Annotated in this window: 19 protein-coding genes and 1 pseudogene; 5 read left to right on the forward strand and 15 right to left on the reverse strand. The window is 22.7% G+C overall.

The window, feature by feature from the left end; genetic code table 11:
* Positions 1-71: 71 nt before the first annotated feature.
* The 4 genes from AMN99_RS01025 to AMN99_RS05730 are packed head-to-tail and all read right to left on the reverse strand — an operon-like array spanning position 72 to position 3641.
* The gene (locus AMN99_RS01025) at positions 72-1907 is read right to left on the reverse strand and encodes a carbamoyltransferase family protein (protein WP_075505999.1); all 1836 of its coding nucleotides are present in this window, start codon (positions 1905-1907) and stop codon (positions 72-74) included.
* 2 nt (positions 1908-1909) lie between these two features.
* Positions 1910-2059 carry a DUF5989 family protein gene (locus tag AMN99_RS05855; protein WP_256998083.1) on the reverse strand — a complete coding sequence of 50 codons (150 nt, stop codon included), beginning with the start codon at positions 2057-2059 and terminating at the stop codon, positions 1910-1912.
* Complete coding sequence (locus AMN99_RS01030; RefSeq protein WP_075506000.1) at positions 2059-2439, reverse strand: hypothetical protein; 381 nt, start codon at positions 2437-2439, stop codon at positions 2059-2061. The genes AMN99_RS05855 and AMN99_RS01030 overlap by 1 nt, the downstream gene beginning before the upstream one ends.
* A complete protein-coding gene (locus AMN99_RS05730) occupies positions 2439-3641 on the reverse strand; it encodes an SGNH/GDSL hydrolase family protein (RefSeq protein WP_075506001.1) in 1203 nt (400 codons plus the stop codon). The genes AMN99_RS01030 and AMN99_RS05730 overlap by 1 nt, the downstream gene beginning before the upstream one ends.
* Before the next feature lie 61 nt (positions 3642-3702).
* Here AMN99_RS05730 and AMN99_RS01040 point away from each other — a divergent pair, with 61 nt between their 5' ends.
* Complete coding sequence (locus AMN99_RS01040) at positions 3703-4860, forward strand: SGNH/GDSL hydrolase family protein (protein ID WP_075506002.1); 1158 nt, start codon at positions 3703-3705, stop codon at positions 4858-4860.
* Here AMN99_RS01040 and AMN99_RS01045 read toward each other — a convergent pair.
* The 10 genes and pseudogenes from AMN99_RS01045 to AMN99_RS01090 form a co-directional block, all read right to left on the reverse strand.
* Positions 4857-5771, reverse strand: a complete 915-nt coding sequence (locus AMN99_RS01045; protein ID WP_179850419.1) for an O-antigen ligase family protein — start codon at positions 5769-5771, stop codon at positions 4857-4859. The genes AMN99_RS01040 and AMN99_RS01045 overlap by 4 nt on opposite strands.
* A gap of 346 nt (positions 5772-6117) precedes the next feature.
* A complete protein-coding gene (locus tag AMN99_RS01050) occupies positions 6118-7302 on the reverse strand; it encodes a glycosyltransferase family 4 protein (RefSeq protein ID WP_075506004.1) in 1185 nt (394 codons plus the stop codon).
* Positions 7302-8507: a nucleotide sugar dehydrogenase gene (locus AMN99_RS01055; protein WP_075506005.1), complete on the reverse strand. Its 1206-nt coding sequence runs from the start codon at positions 8505-8507 to the stop codon at positions 7302-7304. The genes AMN99_RS01050 and AMN99_RS01055 overlap by 1 nt, the downstream gene beginning before the upstream one ends.
* Positions 8497-9505: pseudogene (wecB, locus tag AMN99_RS05860) on the reverse strand (non-hydrolyzing UDP-N-acetylglucosamine 2-epimerase). Before wecB ends, AMN99_RS01055 begins: the two are co-directional and overlap by 11 nt.
* An 89-nt stretch (positions 9506-9594) precedes the next feature.
* Positions 9595-11169, reverse strand: coding sequence for a heparinase II/III family protein (locus tag AMN99_RS01065; RefSeq protein WP_143323901.1), 1575 nt, complete (start codon positions 11167-11169; stop codon positions 9595-9597).
* Positions 11156-13246: a bi-domain-containing oxidoreductase gene (locus tag AMN99_RS01070; RefSeq protein WP_075506007.1), complete on the reverse strand. Its 2091-nt coding sequence runs from the start codon at positions 13244-13246 to the stop codon at positions 11156-11158. Before AMN99_RS01070 ends, AMN99_RS01065 begins: the two co-directional genes overlap by 14 nt.
* Positions 13247-14020, reverse strand: a complete 774-nt coding sequence (locus AMN99_RS01075; protein WP_075506008.1) for a glycosyltransferase family 2 protein — start codon at positions 14018-14020, stop codon at positions 13247-13249. It lies immediately after the preceding gene.
* Positions 14017-15156, reverse strand: coding sequence for a glycosyltransferase (locus tag AMN99_RS01080; protein ID WP_075506009.1), 1140 nt, complete (start codon positions 15154-15156; stop codon positions 14017-14019). Before AMN99_RS01080 ends, AMN99_RS01075 begins: the two co-directional genes overlap by 4 nt.
* Before the next feature lie 11 nt (positions 15157-15167).
* Positions 15168-16325: a glycosyltransferase family 4 protein gene (locus AMN99_RS01085; RefSeq protein ID WP_075506010.1), complete on the reverse strand. Its 1158-nt coding sequence runs from the start codon at positions 16323-16325 to the stop codon at positions 15168-15170.
* Positions 16326-16330: 5 nt separating this feature from the next.
* Entirely contained in the window at positions 16331-17293 is a 963-nt protein-coding gene (locus tag AMN99_RS01090; protein WP_075506011.1) for an NAD-dependent epimerase/dehydratase family protein, read from the reverse strand.
* A gap of 97 nt (positions 17294-17390) precedes the next feature.
* Between AMN99_RS01090 and AMN99_RS01095 the strand changes: the two genes are divergently transcribed.
* From AMN99_RS01095 to AMN99_RS01110, 4 genes are read left to right on the forward strand one after another with little or no spacing between them, the layout of a single operon-like run.
* Positions 17391-18383, forward strand: a complete 993-nt coding sequence (locus AMN99_RS01095; protein WP_075506012.1) for an MraY family glycosyltransferase — start codon at positions 17391-17393, stop codon at positions 18381-18383.
* Positions 18380-19339, forward strand: a complete 960-nt coding sequence (locus AMN99_RS01100) for an NAD-dependent epimerase/dehydratase family protein (RefSeq protein WP_075506013.1) — start codon at positions 18380-18382, stop codon at positions 19337-19339. Before AMN99_RS01095 ends, AMN99_RS01100 begins: the two co-directional genes overlap by 4 nt.
* Positions 19332-21053 (forward strand): ABC transporter ATP-binding protein, encoded by a 1722-nt coding sequence (locus tag AMN99_RS01105; RefSeq protein ID WP_075506014.1) that lies wholly within the window; start codon positions 19332-19334, stop codon positions 21051-21053. Before AMN99_RS01100 ends, AMN99_RS01105 begins: the two co-directional genes overlap by 8 nt.
* The gene (locus AMN99_RS01110) at positions 21053-21904 is read left to right on the forward strand and encodes a hypothetical protein (protein WP_075506015.1); all 852 of its coding nucleotides are present in this window, start codon (positions 21053-21055) and stop codon (positions 21902-21904) included. Before AMN99_RS01105 ends, AMN99_RS01110 begins: the two co-directional genes overlap by 1 nt.
* Here the strand turns inward: AMN99_RS01110 and AMN99_RS01115 are convergent.
* A complete protein-coding gene (locus AMN99_RS01115; protein WP_075506016.1) occupies positions 21894-22688 on the reverse strand; it encodes an FkbM family methyltransferase in 795 nt (264 codons plus the stop codon). The two genes, AMN99_RS01110 and AMN99_RS01115, sit on opposite strands and share 11 nt — an antisense overlap.
* Positions 22689-22704 lie beyond the last annotated feature (16 nt).

The following is a 22704-nucleotide window of genomic DNA, read 5'->3' on the forward strand; positions in this document are numbered from 1 at the left end:
TTAAAATAAAAATAGAAAAAAAAGAAAATAAAATAAGATATATTTTGTTTTTTTTATTACATTTATCTAGATTAGTCTAATTTGAATTTATTTTTGTAATCTATTTTTTTACTTTTTGCTTGCTTATTTTTGTATAAAACAAAATTCTCTAATACTAAAATGTCTAAATCTGTTCCCATAAAACAATTATAAGCATCTTCAATATTACAAACTATTGGCTCTCCTCTAATATTGAACGAAGTATTAACTAAGACTGGTACATTTGTGATCTTCTCAAATTCAGATATTAAATCATGAAATTTTTTATTTGTCTTAATATCTACAGTCTGAATTCTTGCTGAATAATCAACATGTGTTACCGCAGGAATTTCTGATCTGACAACATTTAGCTTTTCAATTCCAAATAAATTTTGTGCCTCTTCTGACATTTCTTTTTTTTTATTATTTTGGATTTGTGCTACTAAAAGCATATATGGGCTGTCACAATCAATATCAAAATACTCCTTAACTTTTTCTTTCAAGACTGCTGGAGCAAAGGGTCTAAAACTTTCTCTAAATTTCACTTTTAGATTCAAATTTTTTTGCATTTTATTAGATCTTGGATCTGCAATAATTGATCTTGAACCCAACGATCTAGGACCAAATTCCATTTTGCCCTGGAACCACCCAATAGCTTTTTCATTACTTAATTCTTTTGCAACTAATTTTAAAAGATCGCTTTCTGAGAATTCCTCGTAATTAGCACCTAAATTATTTAGTTTTTTCTTAATTTCATCAGAATTATAACTTGGACCCAAGTATGATCCAGACATCATATCTTTCCCATATTCTCGTTTATTACCAAGTACATCGTACCAATAATAAAGAGGTGCCCCTAAAGATCCTCCTGCATCACCAGCAGCTGGTTGTATCCAAATATTTTTAAAGAATTTTTCCTTAAGAATTTTTCCATTTGCCACACAATTAAGAGCAACACCTCCTGCCAAACAGAGGTTTTCAAATTTATAAATTAAACTTAAATTTTTAACAATTTTAAGTATTATGTATTCAATCACAGACTGTATAGAAGCTGCAATATCCATATGGAATTGAGTTAATTTGTCTTTTTCTGGTGATCTAATTTTCTGACCGAATAAATCAACAAATTTATTATTAATCATCGTTAAACCCGTTGCATAATTAAAATATTTCATATTTATTCTAAAAGATCCATCTTCTTTTAAATCTAAAAGATTATTTAAAATTTTATCTTTATATTTTGGAGTTCCATAAGGAGCTAGACCCATTACTTTGTATTCTCCACTATTTACTTTAAAACCCAAATAGTATGTGAAAGCAGAATAAAGTAACCCAATTGAGTGAGGGAAATTTATTTCTTTTATTATGTCAATTTTGTTCTTTTGACCTAAAGCGACCGTTGTTGTTGCCCATTCGCCAACACCATCAAGTGTTAGAATTACAGCATTTTCAAAGGGGCTCGGGTAAAAGGCACTAGCCGCATGACTTAAGTGATGTTCTGAAAATAACAACTTATCATTTATGTTAAATTTTTTATCTATACTCTTTAAATGATCACCAATAAGTTTTTTTTGAAATAATTTTTCTCTTAACCATATAGGCATAGAAGCGCAAAATGATTTAAATCCCCTAGGCGCAAATGCCAAATGTGTTTCTAAAAGTCTTTCAAACTTTAGAAAAGGTTTTTCGTAAAATATTATTTTGTCTAAATCATTAAGCTGCAAGCTGTTTTCTTTTAATATAAATTTTATACAATTTACTGGGAAGCTAGAATCATGCTTGACTCTTGTAAATCTCTCCTCTTGCACAGCAGATAAAACTTTGTCCTTTTTAAATAAAACTGCAGAACTGTCATGGTAAAATGCAGACAATCCCAGCAAATATGACATTTCTAAAAAATTGTGTAGATGAATGGAGCTACAGCAGTGCCCTGTGTTAAAACTATTAAAACACCAAAAATTATTAAAACTAGAAGTATTGGATAAAGCCAGTATTTTTTTCTAGCTTTCAGAAATCTGTAAAATTCAATAATAAATGACATCAAAACTGATCTTTTAAGTTTGTTTTATCTTTTCTTAATACCCAATATGTGTCTTTATTTCTACTATATTTTAAACTTAATAAATCTTTACCAAATAAAATTATTAATATTTTTATTGGAAATATAGTTCCAAAATAAACTATAAACATAACAATTGGAGAAATAATTCTACCTAGTAAAATTCCTAATTTTGTCCATAAATTATTAAAAGGTTGAAGAAATTTTGCATTAAAAAAACCAAGTATAAAAAAGATTAAAGATAAAACTAATAATAGTAAAGTTTTTAGGTCAAATATATTTTCAAAGAAAAGTATTGCTAGTATTAAAAAAAAAATTGAAAAAACATAACCAAAACTTTTATTTGAAGGAGTTTTATTCATTATTTAATAATATTTTTTAGTATTTCTTTAGCTACGACTTCTGCACCTTTTTTATTATAATGACCACCTATATTCAATGGAAAAAAAGTTTTTGGATCATCGTATTTATCAAATAGTATTTTTATATCAACAATTTTAATATTTAGATTTTCAATAATTTTAATAACGTCTTTATAGTTTTTGAAAGTCTCTTTATTATTTTGCAGATAACTATATCTTGCGAATTGAGGCAAATAAACAAAAATTAACTCAATATTATTTTGATCAGTAATTGATTTTATTTTTTTAGAGATATTGCTAAACAGCTTTAAATCATACTTCATATATTTGTTTCGCGGTTTCCATACTATCTTAATCAGAAGACCTCTAACTCTTGTTAAAGTTAAGAAATTTTTTAAATTTTTTTTTTTTAAATTTTTTCTTTTTTTTATTTTTTTTTTATATTGATTTTTTTGTTTTTCTTCTAAAATAAGTTGATCTTCAAGTATTGAATATAAAAATTTATCAGTTTGGTTTTGTTTAAGAAATATTTTTTGATTAAACTTATCTAAATTGAGATATTTTATAAGAATAGGATCTTTTTTTGTAAATTCTAGTTGAGATAGATCATTAGCCTCAGCAAAAAACCATATAACTGTTTCTGGATTTGAAACATTTAAAATTTCTTTTAAAGTTGCAAGTTCTAATAAAGGGCCATTTCCACCATAAGAAATATTTCCAATATCCAGATCATGTTTTCTCATATTGCCAACAATTGTGTCGGGCTCATTTAAACAGGCACCATGAGCATAAGAATCTCCAAGGATTATTATATTTGGGTTTTTGTTCCAAACGTTATCTGGATTATTTAATCCATACCTATCACTAATATATTCTGAAAAAAAACCTAGTTCGTTGCAATAAATTGTGTTTTGATTTGATATTCCAGATAATGGTAAAATTTTCTTCTTTTTATTTAGATGCCAATATGGTGCAATAGTAACTACTGTTTTGGGATCAGTTAAAATTTTTTCTTGATAATAATCATACCTTCTTCTTTTATCAAATCCATCAATTTTACTTATAGCTCTGTCGTATTCTATACCTCTGTAGTAATTAAAATTTGAAAAAGTTAATATTAATTCTACTATGAAAAAACTTATTATTATTGATGTTGATACTGAGATAATTTTAAAAATTTTTTTTTTATTTTTTATTGACATTATTAAAACTATCTATTTATACCTCAATTTGATAAATAAATTTATTTAAAATTAATTAAAAATGAAACTATTCAAACTAAATAGCTTTAATAAAGTTATTTTATCAACAGTAATACTTTTTTTTATTATAGAATTAATGGGTCAAACTGTTTATTTTTTTGTTAAAAAAAAATCTTTTTATAGTTATCACTTAGACAAAAATAAAACATTTACTTTTACAGATTTTAGATCGGGACAGAAATTTAAACCAAATATTAATGCACATATGCCTGGTTATCCTGATAATTTGTCAACAAATCAATATGGTTTTATTTCAAATAACAATACTCAACATGATCTTAAAAATTTAACAAAAAAAAATATCTTTTTTGTTGGCGGTTCTACTGTTGAAGGAAGGGGAGCTTCATCAAATAAAAATACAATACCAGCTAATTTAGAAAGGTGTTTGCAAAAAATAGATGAAGATTTTCAAGTTATTAATGCAGGATTTAGTGGGGATACAGCTTTTCAAGAGTTTTTGAGATTATCAACAAGTATAGTGCCAGATTATAAAACTTACGCTGTAATATCTCTTTCAGGAAGAAATGATGCTCACAATTCTTATATATTGAACGATACTTGGAGAGAAAACGACAATTTATATTTTAAGAGAATGAATTATAAAATTAATAATCTAAAAGAAGATTGTATTCTTTGTGCAATAAATCAAAAATTATTGCGAATTTCTTTATTATATTATTCATTCAATTATTTTATTGAAAGATATGTTCAAAATTATCAAAATTATTCGAAACTAGATGGCGAAACCAAAATAAAAAATAATTTTTTAATGTCTGATAAAAATATTTCTCTTGCTGCAAAGAACTTTATTGAAAATTTAGTATTAACAAATTTTTTTTTAGCCAATAAAGGAATCGAGTATTTTTCTTTCATACAACCAGCATTAGATGAAAATTTGAAGCACTTGACTGAATTTGAAAAAAGTAAAAAGAAAATTTTTGAAATGAAAGTGAATAATCTATATTGGGCTCAAATTTTTGATTTCTATAAAGAGGCACTTAAGCATTCTAAAAACAAAAATTTTATTTATGATATTTCCGATATATTTAAAGAATACAATGAGACACTTTATTATGATAGTGTACATTATAATGATAGGGGAAATGAAATAATAGCAAAAAAAATATGTTCAATTTTTAAGCGTAAATATAATTTCTAAATTTTTTCTAAATTTTTTTTAGCAGCAAAAGTAAGTCCAATTATAAACCAAAAGAAAGCGGAGTTATAATTATTAAAAAAACTTCCTGAGGGTAAAAAAGGGAATAATAAAATGAATATAGGTATAATCAAAAGTTTTGTATTAGATTTATAAATTTTAAGATAAAAATTGAATATTAAAATTAAAAAAGTGATCAGTCCATAAAGCCCAAGTTCTGAGATAATCTCAAAATAAGTATTATGTGGATGAGTGCTACAAAGATTTCTTAAAAAATTTTTCTTTTGTTTTTCACTAAGTTTTTTAAAAAATTTTTTATCTTTAATATTAAAACTTTCTGATTTGTAGTACTCACAATTATTTCTAAAATTTTTTAATCCTACTCCAAAAAAAGGATTATCTAAAAACATATTTCCTGCACTATAAAAATGAGAAACATAACCAAAATTATAAATACTTCTATTTAAATCATTTCTAGTTTCTTTCCATCTATCTAAAACGTTTGGAAACATAGAATAGAAAAAAATAACTAAAATTGAAAACAATAAAAAAATATAAAATTTTAATTTTTTATTTTCCTGAAATAAAATTATCATTAAGATTGCAAATGTAAACAAGAGCACACTTGTTCTTTCCAAAGTAAATATGATTGTTGGCAAAATTATCATAATTGATAGCAAATATGAAACGTTAATAAATTTATTTTGTGAAAAATTTTTTATTACAAAAAAACAAATTGATTGTATAAAAAAAAATTTTAAAATCACTCCACCAATTATTGCCTCTTCATTAAAAATACTAGTTAATCTTCCATTAGATTTACTGTGATACCCAAATAAATTTTCATTAAATAAATATTGATAAATAGTATCAAAACATAGAAAACAAATTATTATTGATGAAACTATATACAATTTAAAAAAATGTTTTCTTGTGCTGATGAAGAGATACAAAATTATAAAGAATAAAAAATATCTTAAGTATGCAAAAGATTTGAATAAACTGATTATTTTCTCACTAAATATGATCTGATTGTTTAGAAAAAAATTAATTATTGACGAAATTATTATTGATAAAAAAAAATATAAAAAAATTTTTAAATTTAAGTTCTTAATCCAAATTTTTTTATTAATTATAAGAGTTAAAACTAACAAGGCACTTATTAATACTAAAATATCAGTTATAAATGGACCCGTCAAAAGAGATAAGGGGAATATCAAAATAATATAATTAATATATTTTTGGTTTATTTGCTCTATTCTATTCATCTTTCAGTTTTTGTAAGTCGTTTAATATTTTTTTTGCAATTAATTTACGAGAAAAACTTTTTATAATTTGATTATTTAATTTAAATTTTGGTTTTTTATTAAATTGAATTCTATTTATTTTTCTTCTTGGCGTAAAAACATGACCAATATTTAATTTTTGAATGAGTTTAGATGTCTCTCCATTTGGACCAAAAAAAATAATTTTTTTTTTGTAAAAAATATATTCATAAATTTTTGAAGGAACAACTTTTTTGAATGTTTTAATATTTTTCAAACTAGATAATCCATAATCAACATAATCATAAATCCTCTTATCAATTATTGGATTTTCTAACTCAAAAATATAAAAATTTGGTAATTTTTCTTCTCGAATCTTTTTTTTTAGACTATTTATTTCTGACCCTGTGCCAATGAAGTTAAAAAAAAATTTTGATTTATCAAGCTTTTTACAAAAATTAAATATTTTGTCAAAATCTTGAGAAAGACCTATAGTGCCTAAATAAGTAAAGTTAATCTTTGATTTGTTTTTTTTAAAATGTTTAAATATATGATTAAATGTTTTTGTTTTTAATTTCTTTTCTTGATAACCATTAGTTCTTAACAATACCCTCTTTTTAGGAAAAGATTTTTTTATTTTTAATTTCATATTTTCAGTTACACAAATAATTAAATTTGAGTTTTTAATCACAAAATTTTCCATCTTTTTTAATATTGAAATTATAAAAAAATTTTTTGTTAATTTTAAATCAACTATAGAATCTACCCAAAGATCTCTTATTTCTATTACTATTTTTGTTTTTTTTATTTTTGAAAGTAATATTGCAAAAAAAGCAACTGGCATTGGCGGGCTTGAACACAAAATTATATCTGATTTTTTATTTAAACAATAAAAGAAGGAAGAAATTCCAAATGATGCATAATCAAAAAAATTCAAAAATGAATTATCCTTTTTTGCAATAAATGACCAAATTCTATGGATAGTTAAATTTTTTTCGATTTTTTTTTGAAAAAATTTTTTTTTATATCCACTAAAAATTTTTCCATAAGGATAATTTGGAAAACATGTAATTAAGTCAATATTTATTTTTTTTTTCCATATTTCTATGTGTGATGATGCTCTCTGCGCAAGTGCATTTTGCTCAGGAGGATAATTATCTGAGATAAATATTAAATTCATTAAAATTTAATTAAACTTTTATTTAGATTTTTATTTTTTTCAAAAATTTTGTGATTAACTAATTTAAATGTAGTGATTTTTTTATAATTTATTAAACTAGATTTTTTAATTGCAATTATATTTTTATACTTTTCAAATTTTATATCACTTTTCTTTACATATGGATCATAAATAAATAATTTTAAGTTTTTGTTTGCTTTTGAAATAATTTTTAAAATTCTTATTGCAGGACTTTCTCTTAAATCACCTATATTTTCTTTATAGCTTAATCCTAAAATAAGAATTTTATTTAACTTTTTTTCTTTTACAATTTTAAGGATTTTTTTTGATACCCACAGTGTTTTAAAACTATTTGATTTTATACTTGTATTAATTGATTTAAAATCATTTTGTTTTCTGTTAATTAAAAAATATGGGTCTATCGGAATACAATGTCCACCAACACCAATTCCAGGTTTAAGCAAATTAATTCTTGGATGCATATTTGATAGTTTAATTATTTCATTGACATCTAAATTGTTTTTTTCAGAAAAAATCGACAATTCATTTACAAAACCCAGTTGAATATTTCTATACGAATTTTCAACTAATTTAACTGTTTCGGCAACTCTATCAGAAGTAAGGTTTAAATTATTATTTATTGATGAGATAATTTTTTTTGAGTAATGATTACTTGAATGATTTATGCCTCCAATAATTTTAGCATTATTCTCAATTTCAAACAAAGAGTTTCCAGGAAAAACTCTTTCAGGACTATAGCTCAAATAATAATTCTCTTTTTTATTATGAAATAAATCAGGTCTTTTTTTGTTGATTATTTTTTTTATTTTTTGAGTAGTCCCTACCTCACAAGTAGTTTCAATAATAATAAGATTATTTTTTTTCAATATTTTTGCAATGAGATTTATGGTTGATAATAGTGGTTTCAAATTTTGTCTTGTACCTATTCTATTTGATGGGACTGTAATTATAAAAATATCTGAGGGTTCTAAACAAGATTTTGGAAAAAATTTTTTTTTTATATATTTTTTAAGTAAAATTTTAACATTTTTTTCATCTATTTTTGTAATACCTTTATTCAAATTAAGTATTAACTTTTTATCTATATCAAAACCATTAACTTCAAAACCTTTCTTACAATAACTTAAAGCTGTGGGTAAACCAACATATCCAAGACCTACAACAGTTATTTTTTTATTTTTCATTTAGGAATTTTAATAAAATATTTGTAATTTTTTTAGCTGCATTTCCATCACCATAAGGACAAAAAAACTTAATTTTTTTTTTTTTAAGAAAAAATCTGGACCATTTGATTATTTTTTTTTGGTTGCTTCCTACCAAATATGCATTTTTACCAATAATCTCAACTCTTTCAGTTTTTTCTCTAAGAACAAGAATAGGTTTTGACAATGCTGAGCTTTCTTCTTGAACTCCACCAGAGTCACTTAATATCAAATTAGATTTACTTATTAAGTAAAGATTTTCAAAATAATCCAGTGGCTTGGTTAAAAAAATATTTTTAAATTTTTTTAAATTTTTGTATGCACTTGATTTAATGTTTGGATTTGGATGTACAGGATAAATAATTGCGGTATCTTCTTGATTGAATTTTTTTATTGTATCAAAAATTTTTTCAGAAGGTTTTCCAAAATTTTCTCTCCTATGAAGTGTAAAATAAATTTTATTTTTATACGATAAAAATTTTTCAAACTTTAAAAATACTTTTTTTTGAAAATTTTTTTTAAAAATATTTTTTTTTATAATTTGGATTGAATCTATTAATGTATTGCCAGTCAAAAAAATTATTTTTAATTTTCTCCTTTTCAAGATTTCTTACATTTATTGTTGTTGGGCAAAAATTAATTGATGAATGTTTTGCGATAATTTGTCGACATAATTCTTCAGGCCAAGGTGAGTGCTTGTCATGAGTTCTCAATCCTGCTTCGATATGACCAACAGGTATTTTCATAAAATCTGCCACTTGAGCTGCTATCATTGCACTCATAGTGTCACCCTGTACCAAGACTATATCTGGCTTACTAGCTTTATATACCTTTTTAAGTTTAGCTGGCATTTTAGAAAAAATATCAATTAATGATTGATTATTTTTCATCATTTTTAAATCATAATTTATTTTTATTTTAAAAATATTTAACATTTGTGTAAGCAAATCTTTGTGTTGAGAAGTAATACAAATTTTCACATTAAATTTATTTATTTTCTTTAAAGTTTTAATTAAAGGATAAAATTTAATTGCTTCTGGTCTTGTTCCAATAATGACTAATATATTTTTCAAATTAAGTTAATTAAAGTTTTACAATTATCTTTAGAAATTATCTCTATACAGAAACTTTTCTTAATATTTTCAAAGTCTTCATAATAATTTATTTCTTTTAAACTATGTTTTCTTGATTCAAAGCTTATTTTTGCATCAACATTTCCATTTTTAATAGAATAATAGTTAAATTTTTTTATATATTTTACTTTAGTCTCTGGTGAGAAATTAAAGTGAATTTTAAAATCTTTATTTTTAACATTATCAATTATTTCTAAACTTTTGTTGTTTAAAATCCATTTTCTTTTGTGAGTACTAAAGTTTGAACCCGAAAAATACCCTAGACACTGGGCATTTATTGAGTTGTTTGAAATTTTAAGATTTAATATTTTTGATTTTCGAGCTACTCTGAATGATTTCCAAACTTCATTAGCGCTTAAATTATCTATTTCAATAGTGTTATGATTACTTGAAGATCTTTGATTTTTACGATCATTATTGTTTTCGTAAGTAGATATACCTCTTCCGGTTAAAATTCTTTTATTTAATATTGATAACTCAAAACTTAAATTGTCACCATTGGTATGACCAGGGTTATATTTTGGGTTTGGTTCCGAACATTTTGTAATTAATTTAAATTTTTTATTATAAATTACTGGAAAGATAAAATTTTTTATTTTTATTTTTTCTAGATTGCCAAAATTATCTTTAAAACTTTTTTTTACTTCTTTTAAGTTCAAATGATTTTTATTAGTATCATTAAAAAAAGGTAATATATTATCAGGATGACTGATATTATTAATAAAAGTAATTCCATATTTAATTAACATTATGTTTTTTTTATCATTTTTTTTCCCCACTACTTTTTTTAAAATTTCAAGATCTAATATAAGTTTTATTAAAAATAGATGATACTTTGGAGAGTTTTCATAATGAAAATTTAAATTAAATTGATAATTCAAAATTTCATCAAGTTCATTTCTATATTTTTCTTCTTCTTCTTTTATTTTTTTTGTTTTATGTAAGCAAATTGTAAAAAATTTATTTAAAGCTATTACATTAGTTAATAAATGATTGGCACCCAAATTATACTCAAGATTTTTTTTTAAATGAGAAAAATGCGAGTAAATGAAATTATCTATAAATTTTGAATTTATATTGTAAACATATTTGAATTTAATAAGATTCATTAATCTTAGACTTGTTGGATAAGGATGCCAAGCTATAGAATTTCTATTAATTAGAGAATATTCATAAAATTTTTTTATATTGGCTTGTTTTTTTTTTATACTGAGATTTTTATTTAAGATATGATTGAGATAAAAAAGATTAAATTTCTGAAGATCATTATTCTGTCTTTCAAATTTCTTTAAATTACTAAATTTTTTGTGAAAAATAATTTTTTTATAATCGTTGACATCTTCTATAAAATTTATTTTTTTCTTTTTTTTACAAAATTTTTTTATATCTGTATGTTTTTCTTCGAAAAATTTATATTTAATAAAAAAAAATTTTAAAAAGAAGAAAAATTGGGATAGTTTTAAATCTCTTAAAGTATAGTAATAAAGTTTTATCTTATTAAATTTCACCACTTAGTTCCAAACAAATTTCAGTAGTATCTAAAATATCATTAAAATAATTATTATCAGAATATCTTTCTTTTATCTTACTCTTAAATGCTTTTATGGATTCTTTGTGACCTTTCATTTGTGAAAATAATGAATTTTTTGAATAATTTTTGTTACCTACTATTTTAATTTTTTTAAAATTACTAATTACACCAACATTACCATTAGAAAAAATTTTAACTTCTTCTTTGGGAAAATTTTTTGATCCTGAAAAAAAATAATTTATTGTACAAGTTGAATGGTCAGCAAATCCGAGATAAATTTGAAAATCCTCATTTTTTCCATTTTTTTTAATATCGTAATTGACAATTTTTGAATCTATAAAAAATTTTGCAAGATCAATAAAATGACATGCTTCTCCATTAATTATACCGCCACTTTTATTTTTATCTGATAACCAACCATCTAACTTTTCATAGGGTGAGGTATTTACATTTATTTGAATTGTTTTAGGTATATCTTTATTGCAAATTCTATTTTTTAAAATTTTAGAAAAAATTGAATATCTCCTATTAAAATTTACATGAAAAAATGAGTTTATTTTTTTACCAACTAAACAATTTTTAATTTTTTTCAGTTGTGAAGTATTTATTGCTATTGGCTTTTCAATAAAAACATTTTTGTCATTATGAATTGCTTTAATTAATTGATCAGCATGTAAATAATGAGGAGTACAAATTAAAATATTTTTTGTGTTCACATCACTAAAAATTTTATCTTCGTTTTCAATATTTGAAAAAAAATTATATTTTTTTTTTATTACAAAAGACGAACTTGCAGAACCGCCACATAAGTTATTGAACTGGAAACCTTCTTTTTTGAAAATAGGCAGTAAGATTTTCGATGCATGATTACCTGAACCAATTAAGGATATTTCTGATTGTAATTTTTTTGGAGTTCTTGTTTCAAGATTTAAAATATCATACTTGGGTTTTTCAGCTTTTTCTTTTTCAAAATTGTAATCAAATATAATTGCATTTGAAGTAGTTTCTAAATTTTTATAAGCATCTTCATAATTTTCGAAATTATATTTTTTTTCTATTAATTCATTAAATTCTATTAATTTTTTATTTAATAGATCAATTATTGTTTCGATATTTCTTTTTTCAGTCCATCTAACATACTCGAATGGGTAATCATGCCCTAGTTTTTCGTAATTATAATCGTATCTTCCTGGGCCATAAGATTTTGAAACTTCAAATTTAATTTCTTTATCATACATTTCTTTTCTTAAAAGATTAATTTTTTCATTACCTATCAAAACCACTCTTCCTAATTTTCTTGTTATAGAAATTGAATTATTTAAAGGAATTTCTGAATTTGAGTTAGAACAAACTATTGTAGCATCTACACCTTTGTTATTTGTGAGATTGTTAATTATCTCATTAATATTTTCACTACTAGAGTTTATAAATTTTACACCGATTTTTTCTGCATCCTTAAATTTGTTAGAATTGTCTAAGGCAATAACATTACAACCAGAAATTTTCAAAATCTTTGAGACAATATTACCTATCAGGCCAAAGCCATAGACTGCAATATTTTCATTTATTTGTGGATTTATTATTCTTATACCATTTAATGCTATAGCCCCAAGAATACCAAATAAGGCATCATTCTCATTAATATCGTTTGGTACTTTAACACATAAATTTTGATTCACAGTTACGTATTCTGCATGATACCCATTAGATAGTACTTTGTCACCAGGCTTAAATTCTTCACTAAGAGACTCTTCAACTATACCTAAGTTACAATATCCAATTTGGATTGGTGTATTTAGTTTATTGTTGATCGCTTCGAATGTATCTCTAAGTCCATCATTTTTAAATTTGTTTAAAACTAGTTCTACTTTGTCTCTATTGTTAACAATTTTTTTAATTATATTTGATTTTCCAAACTCTAACAAATATCTTTCTGTGCCAGATGAAATAAGACTTTTTTTTGTTTTAATTAAAACTTCATTTTTCGATAGTTTTGGCTTAGGCCCTTCGCTTATTTCAATTTTTCCATTACTAATATTTTGTATGAGAAATTTCATTTATTTATACATAATTATTTTTTTTACAATTTTAACATCAATCAATAACCTATAATAAACGTCATGAAGAAAATGATACTTGATAGCACTAATCCCATCTAAAAATGACATCTTTATGATTATTCTAAAAAAAAATAATATTAGTGGTCTTAAAATTAATGGTAAAAAATTCCATATTATTCTCTTAATACTTGTCTCTTTTTTAAAATATCTCTCAGATTCAAATTCACTGTATTGATCATGTTTCTTGATCCAATATTCTCTTGTATTTAGGTTTTGATCATAAAAATCATTCTTTAACTTTCCTACTTTTTTAGATTTACATATTAAATGTTCATTGATTTTGTTTTTGTCGCATTTTAAAAAACCATTCCTTCCAATTCTGATAAACCATTTTGGATAATATCCTCTTTTAATCCATGTTTTTTCAAAAATAAATCTTCTCTTCATTTTATATGCATCAAATTTATTTGAATTTATTACATCAACAATTTCCTTTTTTAAATTTGTAGAGAGATACTCATCAGCATCAAGAAACAATATCCAGTCAAACTTTTTTGGGATTTTTGAAATACAATAATTTCTTTGATTAGAAAAATTATCAAATTTTCTTCTAAAGAATTTAGAATTATATTTTTTTGCAATTTTAGCTGTATTATCAGTTGAATAAGAGTCAACAATATAAATAGCACTTACAATTTTTTTTACATTTTTTAATAATCTTTCAAGATGAATTTCTTCATTTTTAGTAATCACGGCTAAAACTAGTTTCATGCGTATTTCTTTAAAATTTTTATTATGATAGGTAAATTTTTCTTAGATGAGTATTTACTGAGCAAGATTTTACAATTATGAATTTGTCGAAAGTACTCATTTTTATTTATTTTTGATGATTTAATTATATGTTTTTTTAAAGCATCGATACTATAATCTATTAAATATCCTGCTTTTATGTTATTTAGTATTTTCCATGGTAGGTTCTTCGATACTATGACAGGCAATCTATTTAGCATAGCCTCTAAAATTACATTTCCAAAATTTTCACTTTTTGAAAAAAAAATTAAGTATTTTGATTTAAGCATCAATTGCATTTTTTCTGTATAATTTTTATGCCCAAGAAAAATTACTTTGTTTTTTAAATTTTTATTTTTTGTAAGATTTTTGAGATAATTTGTGTATTTCTCATCACCTTTACCTGCAATTAATAACTTAATTTTTTTATCAATTTTTTTTTCAGCCAAAAAGAAAGCTGTTATAATTTTATCTATATTTTTTTTATTATGTAGTCTTCCTAAGTATAGATAATCTTTTCTGATCTTGTAGTTAACTTTAAAAAATTTATTCTCTTCATTTATAATATTTGGAAATATTTCATAATTAAATTTTGGAAGATATTTTTTTGCTGATATTTTTTCTTGATGTGTAGTACAATGTAAAAATTTTGAATTTTTGTAGATACGATTTAATATTGGCATTAATGTAATTTTTAAATATTTATTATAATTAAGTGTTTCTTTAAAAATTTCACCTCTTAATGATAGATAATAATTTGCTTTAAAAATTTTAAATATTATAGCACTCAGAATTGAAATACTAAAAAAATAAGAGTTGATATTTATTAAATTATATTTTTTTAAATTTTTAATTAAATAAAACCAATAGTTAAAACTAAATATTTTAAAAATAAAATAACTAAAAAAAATTACATTTACTCCTTTTATTTTACAAATTTTATTTTTTTTAATTTTAAATTTTTTTATATCATGAGAACTTAGACCATCAAAAAAAGATAAAACTAAATTTTGAGAATAAGATTTTTCATTTAAAGATTTTACTAGCCAATAAATAGAGCTATCTGGCCCCCCTTTCTGAGATGGAAAAAAGCTTCCTATAATAAATAAAGTTTTCAATTTTTATTTTTTTATAAATTTCTTAATTGTAAATTTTTTTTCAACTCATTTGAATATCTATCCCAATTATAAAAATTAACAAATTTTTTCGAATTGTTAGAAAGTTTCTTTAAGATGTCTTTGTTTTTTAATAGATTAAGTTTTTCAAGAATTGCTTGAGAATTTTTAATTGGAACAACAAATCCATTGTTTAGTTTCTCGATTAACTCTGCGCCACCAGAATTTTCAGTTAAAATAATTGGCAAACCACAAGCTGTTGCCTCAAGAATTACATTTGCCATTCCTTCCTCTAAGCTTGGTAGCACAAACACATCAACTTTATTCATGATTTGGCAAATCTCATTTTTTGGACGATTACCATAAAATATTGTGTTTTCTTTGTATAAAAATTTTTCAATTAGATTTGTTTCAGGAGTTCTTGATCCAACTATATGTAATTTCTTTTTGGAGTGGTCGAAATCTTTAAATGATTTTGTTAAATAATGAAGACCTTTTCTTATTGAAAGTTGCCCTACAAAGAGAATATTAAACTCATCATCATCATTTTTTTTAATATTCAATTTTTGAAATTCGTCAGTATTTGCTCCAAAATTAATAACACAAACCTTATTGTCTAAGCCATAATCTTCAAATGTTTTTTTTACAAAATTGGATGGAACTAAAATTAAATCTGCCAACTCATATTCTTTAAGTTCTCTTTCTATAATCCAGTTATTGGTTTTTCTCTCAAAACCAAGTTTTTTATATTCATCATTTAAAATTTTTTCTTGGTATAAAATATGAGATGAGCTTCTCTCACATATGTAAGTTTTATTTAAACTTTTAATATATTTAGCCGAACTTAATCCATCACCAGACAAACATAGAAAATAATCAAAATTTTTAATTTTTTTTATTCTACTTAAAAAAATTTTATCAGATACTATTTTTTTTAATTTAATAAATTTTTTGTATAAAAATCCTGCTTTATTAAATGAAATTTTTTTAATAATAAAAATAATTATTTCGAAAAAACCAATACAAAAAACATATTCCTTGGGTAGTTTTTCTTTTTTAACTTTAAACCATGGATAACCTGTAAATATCTTTTTTAGATTATTTGTCTTAAATAAACTTTTTGCTAAGCTGAAATGGTGATATTTACCAGAAGATGCTATAATAAATTTCATTAAGTTTATTTTTTAAAAATTCTTTTGATTCCTTTTTTATTTAAAAATTTAACCCAATTTACTTCATCAGATATAATTTTTTTCATATGAGAAAATTTTGGTTTCCATTTCAATTTTTTCTTTGCATTATTAATATTACAAACCAATCTATCAACATCACCAGATCTTCTTTTAATTTTAATAATTTTAAGATTTTTATTATAATTTTTTTTTATAAAACTAATTATTTCTAATACAGTTGTACTTCTTCCTGACCCTATATTAAATGTATGAAAACCTTTAATTCCATATATATAAGATACTCCTTTTTTTAATGCTTCACATAAATCTAAAACATGAAAATAATCTCTAACTGCTGTTCCATCTTTTGTATTAAAATCTTGCCCAAAAATATGAACATCTTGATTATTTAAAGCTTTATATACTACGCTTGGTATTAAATGTGTTTCAGGTTTGTGTATTTCTCCACAACCAAACTTATACATACTTGAGCAAACATTAAAAAATCTAAATGAAAGTACATCAAGTCCACTTTTATTTAAAATTTTTTCACACAAAAATTTCGTTTTTGCATAATTTGAGATTGGTTTTTTAATATCATTTTCTCTTATATTGCCCTTTTTTTTTTTAAAAATAGCAGCTGTACTTGCAAAAATAATTTTTTTAGTTTTAGTAATTTTCATCATCTCAATTATATTTTTTGTAACGAGGAAATTATTATTATAAAAGTCTGAATATTTTTTTGTTTCGTCAATAACAGCTAAAGCAGCCAAATGTATTACAATATCAGGCTTTTCTTTTTCAAAAATTTTTTTTAATTTTTTCTTATTTAAGAGATCGCAAAGATAAAAATTTTTTAATTTTATTTTTTTTTTATCAATTCCAACTATTTTATACTTTTTACTTAAATATAAATTTAAACATTGACCAATATAACCAGATATACCGGTAATTAAAATTTTTTTCATAAAATTGTTAATATATTTTTAATTATGTTAAATTACTTATTTAATATTTTTTTTATATATATATTAATTAATAAACAATTTTGGAAACTTTATCTGAATGAATATTATATTTTTATCTTTTATAAACATAGTTATTGTTTTTTATTTAATCATAAATTCAAAAAAAATTGCAAATTTTTTTTTGATAAATGACAAACCCAAAAAAACTTCTGTGCATAAAAAGACTGTTCCTTTAACTGGTGGCATAATTCTAATTTTTCCTGTATTATCTTTTTTTTATTTTGAGTATTTAGCAAATAACCTTTACCTAAGAGAATTTGTAGGACTAGTATTTATTTCTAATATTTTTTTTTTAATTGGTTTTTTTGACGATAGAAATAATTTATTTGCAATTACTCGAATATTCTTATTGTTATTTTCAGTAATTATTTTTTTTTTAATTACTCATCCAACCTTCTTTTTCGAAGAAATTTACTTAATTTCTTTAGATAAAAAAATAAATCTTGGATTTCTATTTTTAATTTTAATGTCTTTAATAATCATTCTACTGCAGAATGCATTAAATTTAGTTGATGGAATAAATTGTTTATTGAAACTTTTTTCAATATTTGTATTTATATCTTTAATATTATTATCGAATAAATATATATTAGATAATTACTTACTACTGATTATTCTTCCGCTAGTTATTATGATTATTTTTAATTCTAAAAACTATTTTTTCTTAGGAAGCTCGGGAAATAGTTTGGTTACAATTTTGTGTTTATATATATGCTTAAATTATAACGTTGAATTTGATGGGAATTTTCCGTTTGAAAATTACATTATTATCTTTCTTATACCGACTATCGATATGTTGAGGCTTTTTATTATTCGACTATATACTCATGGAAAAATCCTACTGAAGGATAAAAATCATTTTCATCATAATTTATATAAAAAATTTGGAACTTTTAATGCAAACTTTTTTTATTTATCAATTTGTTTTTTTCCAGTTTTAATTATAAAGTTTTTTTCAATAAATTATTTTTTGTGTATTATATTAACTATCTTTTTATTTTTCTTTTGTAATTATTTGGTAAAAAAATGAAAATTTTAATTACAGGTTCTGCAGGTTTTATTGGATTTCATTTATCTAAATTCTTTTTAAATAAAGGTTATAATGTTATAGGAATAGATTTTTTAAATTCAAAAAGTAAAAAAATTCAAATTAATAGAAATAAAATTTTAAAAAAATCTAAAACATACAAATTTTTAAACCTAGACCTTTCAAAAAAAAATATTTGTAAAAAAAAAATTTCAAATATTAACTATGTTTTTCATTTAGCAGCTCAACCTGGTGTAAGAAAGTCAATGACGCATGTAAATCAGTGTATAAAGAGTAATATAATTTCATTTAACAACATTTTAGAGTTCTTGAGATATAATAACATAAAAAATTTATATTATGCGTCTTCAAGTTCTGTCTACGGAGAGTTAAAAAAAGGATTTAATGAAAAATATTCAGCAGATAACCTAAATTCAAATTATGCACTATCAAAACAATTAAATGAAAAAACTGCAAATTTATATTATAGAGAATATGGAATTAATTCAATTGGTTTGAGATTTTTTTCTATTTATGGTCCCTATGGAAGAGAAGACATGGCATATTATAGATTTTGTCTTGATATTTTAAAAAATAAAAAAATATTTTTAAATGGTAATGGAAATATAAAAAGATCTTTTACATATATTGATGATGCAATATCAATAATTTATAGACTTTTTAATAATTTTAAAACTAAAAAAAAGTTCAATGAAGTATTTAATGTAGGTATTGATGAAAATTATAAAATTTCTGAATTGATAAATATTATAAGTAAAAATTACACATCAAAATTTAAAGTGTTAAAAAAACCTAAAGTTAAAGCAGATAATAAACTCACATTAAATGATAGTAAAAAAACCCAAAAAATTATTTCATTCAAACCAAAAATTAATTTGAACAATGGTATGAAATCTTTTTTAATTTGGTTCAAAGATTACTATAAAATCAATGATTAATAGATTTAAGAAGGCTTTAAGCATATTAAATTCAAATGAAAGAAATTTGTTAATTATATTATTTTTTTTAACAATTTTAAATTTATGCTTAGAGGTATTGAGTTTATCTATGATAATTCCATTAATAAACTTCATAACAGAAACAAATTCAGATAATTATTTTTTTTCAATTATTAAAAAATATTTTGAAATAGAATTAATTAAATCAGAACAATTAATATTGTATGCTGTTTCAGTTTTTTCATTAATATTTTTATTTAAAAGCTTGTTTGTTCAATTTTTTTATTGGTTTAAAGGTAGATTTATATATGATTTAATATCTAACCTTTCATCTAAAATTTTTGATATTTATTTAAATCAAAATATTAATTTTTTTTATCAAAATAATAGTTCAGAATTGATAAGAAATGTTACGAGTGAAACTGAAAGATTTTCTATAGGTTTTATTAACCACTCATTAGAATTTTTAATTGATTTAATGATAATAGTAGGAATATGCATAGTTCTTTTTGTATATGAACCAGCAGGATTTTTAAGTATTTTTATTTTCTTGGGATCAACCAGCTCATTGTTATTTATCTTATCGAGAAAATATGTTTTCCATTTAGGAAAAAAACGACAAGAGGCTGAGTCTAAAAGATTGAAGAATTTAAATCATGGATTTATGCTATTTAAAGAAATAAAACTATTATTCATTCAAAAATTTTTTGTTGAACTCTACTCTAAACAGGTAAAAAAATTTACAACTGTAGCTTTTAAAGAAATGCTTATCGGCAGGTCCCCAAGAATTTGGATAGAGTTTTTAGCAGTTCTAGGTTTATCAATTTTTTTAGTTATCTTAACTATAAAAAATAAGTCAACAATGGAAATAATTTCAATTTCCTCACTTTATGCTGTTGCAACATTTAGGTTGATACCATCTTTTAACAAAGTAATAACAAGCTTTATGCAAATTCGTTATAACTCACCAGTCTGTGATGTAGTTTATAATCAAATTAATCTTGGCAAAGAAGAGAAAAAAAAATATTTAGAAATTAATTACTCTATAGAATTTAAAAATTTATTTTACAAATATAAAAATTCTAAAAACTTTATTTTAGAAAATGTGAATTTAAAAATTAAAAAATCAGATTGTATTGGAATCATTGGCAAAACTGGGACTGGCAAAAGTACATTAGCAGACATTGTCATGGGTTTTAAATATCCTCAAAAAGGAAATATTTATGTTGATGGTATTAAGCTTAATGAAAATGAGAGTGTTTTAAAAAATTTTTGTTACGTGTCACAAAACCTAGATATATTAGATGATACTATCCTGAATAATATAACACTTGGAAAATATGATTATTCAGATCATGATAAAAAAAGATTAAATGAAAGTTTAAGGCTATCCGAATCCTTAGATTTTGTAAATCAACTTCCGGAAAAAATATACAGTGTAATTGGTGAGAGAGGATCAAAGGTTTCAGGAGGTCAGAAACAAAGATTGATTATAGCAAGAGCAATTTATCATAATAGAAATTTTTTAGTTTTTGATGAAGCAACAAGTGCATTAGACTATGAAACCGAGTCAAAACTTTTCAAGTCAATTGAAAAAATGAGCAACAAAGGAATTACAATTATTATAATTTCGCACAGAGAGCAAAACCTCAAACTTTGTAATCAGATTTTTAAAATTGAAAATAAAAATTTAATTAAAGTAAATAATGGTTAATGAGTAAATTAAAAGTAATTTATATTGCTTCCAATGGAAGGTCTGGTTCTACATTACTTCAGATGTTGCTAAATCTTCACAAAAATATATTTACGGTAGGGGAGTTGCAAGAATTACCAAATGAACTAAAAAAAAATGGTATTTGTGGATGTAAAAGAAAAATTTCATTGTGCAAGTTTTGGCAAAAAGTTTTGAAAAGTGGGAGGATTAATTTAAGTGAAGTAAATTATTTTAGAAAAAAATCAGGAAGTGGAAAAGTTTTAAGATTTTTTTTTCTTTATAAAATTTTTTTTAAAAAAAAAATTAATACAAATTTTTATATTAATCAGAACTTAATATTATTTAGGAAAATTTATTCAAATATATCGCCTTCAAAAAAAATGATTGTTGATTCGTCAAAAGATCCGTATAGGCTTTATTATTTCTTATGTTCAAACAAATTTGAAGTTTATCCAATTCATATAAAAAAAAAACCACAAGCATTTGTTTATAGTATGTCAAAGAAAAATCAGAATAATCTTTATAAAATAATAAGACTATCAATAAAATATCTAATCGAAAATTATATAATTAGATCAGTATGTAAAATTTATTCTAAAAAATTTATTGAAATTTCATATGAAGAATTAGCTAAGACACCAACTAAAGTAGTTAATAATATTTTAAAAAACTTAGAATTAAAAAAAATAAACTCTCATGAAATTAAAAACTTTAGATCAAAATTTAATCATGCCATAAGTGGTAATGAGATGAAATTTAGAAATGACAAAATAAAGTATGACAATAAGTGGGAAAAAAATATGCCTTTTTTAAATAAACTTATTGTAAGTATTTTTAATTTTAATACCTAAACGATTTAAAATCTGAATATTCGTATTTTGCCGTCCAACTTAAATCTGATTTAATCAGTACAATGAACTGACCCAAATTAAAAACTTTATAATTTCCATATGCAAAAATCTTTTTTAGCATTTCTTGACTAAAGCAACTTAAGTTAGCATTATTAAATGCAATACAATTAGTAATAGATAACCAGCTAATATCATCGTCAAAAAGCTTGGGCTCTTCTCCCTCTATATTTAGTTTAAGAAGATCTATTCTTGGAAGATCATATTTTTTAATAATTTCATTTATGGTGATGGATTCAATTTTTTGCCCATTTTTTTCATTAGTGATTTTACTCATCTCACTATTATTGGATGGTAAATAAAATCTTTCCATGTTTGAATTTGATAGTGCTTTATTTACTAAGCTTATTTTTTTTAAGTTTTTTGTATTCTTTTTTAAATATTCAAATGTTTTAGAATCCAATTCCACTGCTATAATTTTTTTTAGACTTTTATAAGAATTGATAAACCTTATTGTTTGTTGACCTATGTTTGCTCCAGCATCTATTATATATTCTACAGGGTTTTCAAGTTCATTTTTAATAATAAATTGTTTTTTGTAAAAATTATAACTTGCTCCTATGTCTATCTTATTGCGTATTAAAAATTCATAATCATTCAGAGTGATTTGAGTTATGCCTCTTCGAGAATTTTTTACTTTAAAAAAAATTTTAATTGTGTTTTTTAATCCAACCGAATTAATACAATTTGTTAGATTTTTTAAAAAATGTAAAACCCGAGAGATCATTTTAAAAAATTAATAG

Source organism: Candidatus Pelagibacter communis (genome assembly GCF_001180225.1).
Taxonomy (GTDB): Bacteria; Pseudomonadota; Alphaproteobacteria; order Pelagibacterales; family Pelagibacteraceae; genus Pelagibacter; species Pelagibacter ubique_D.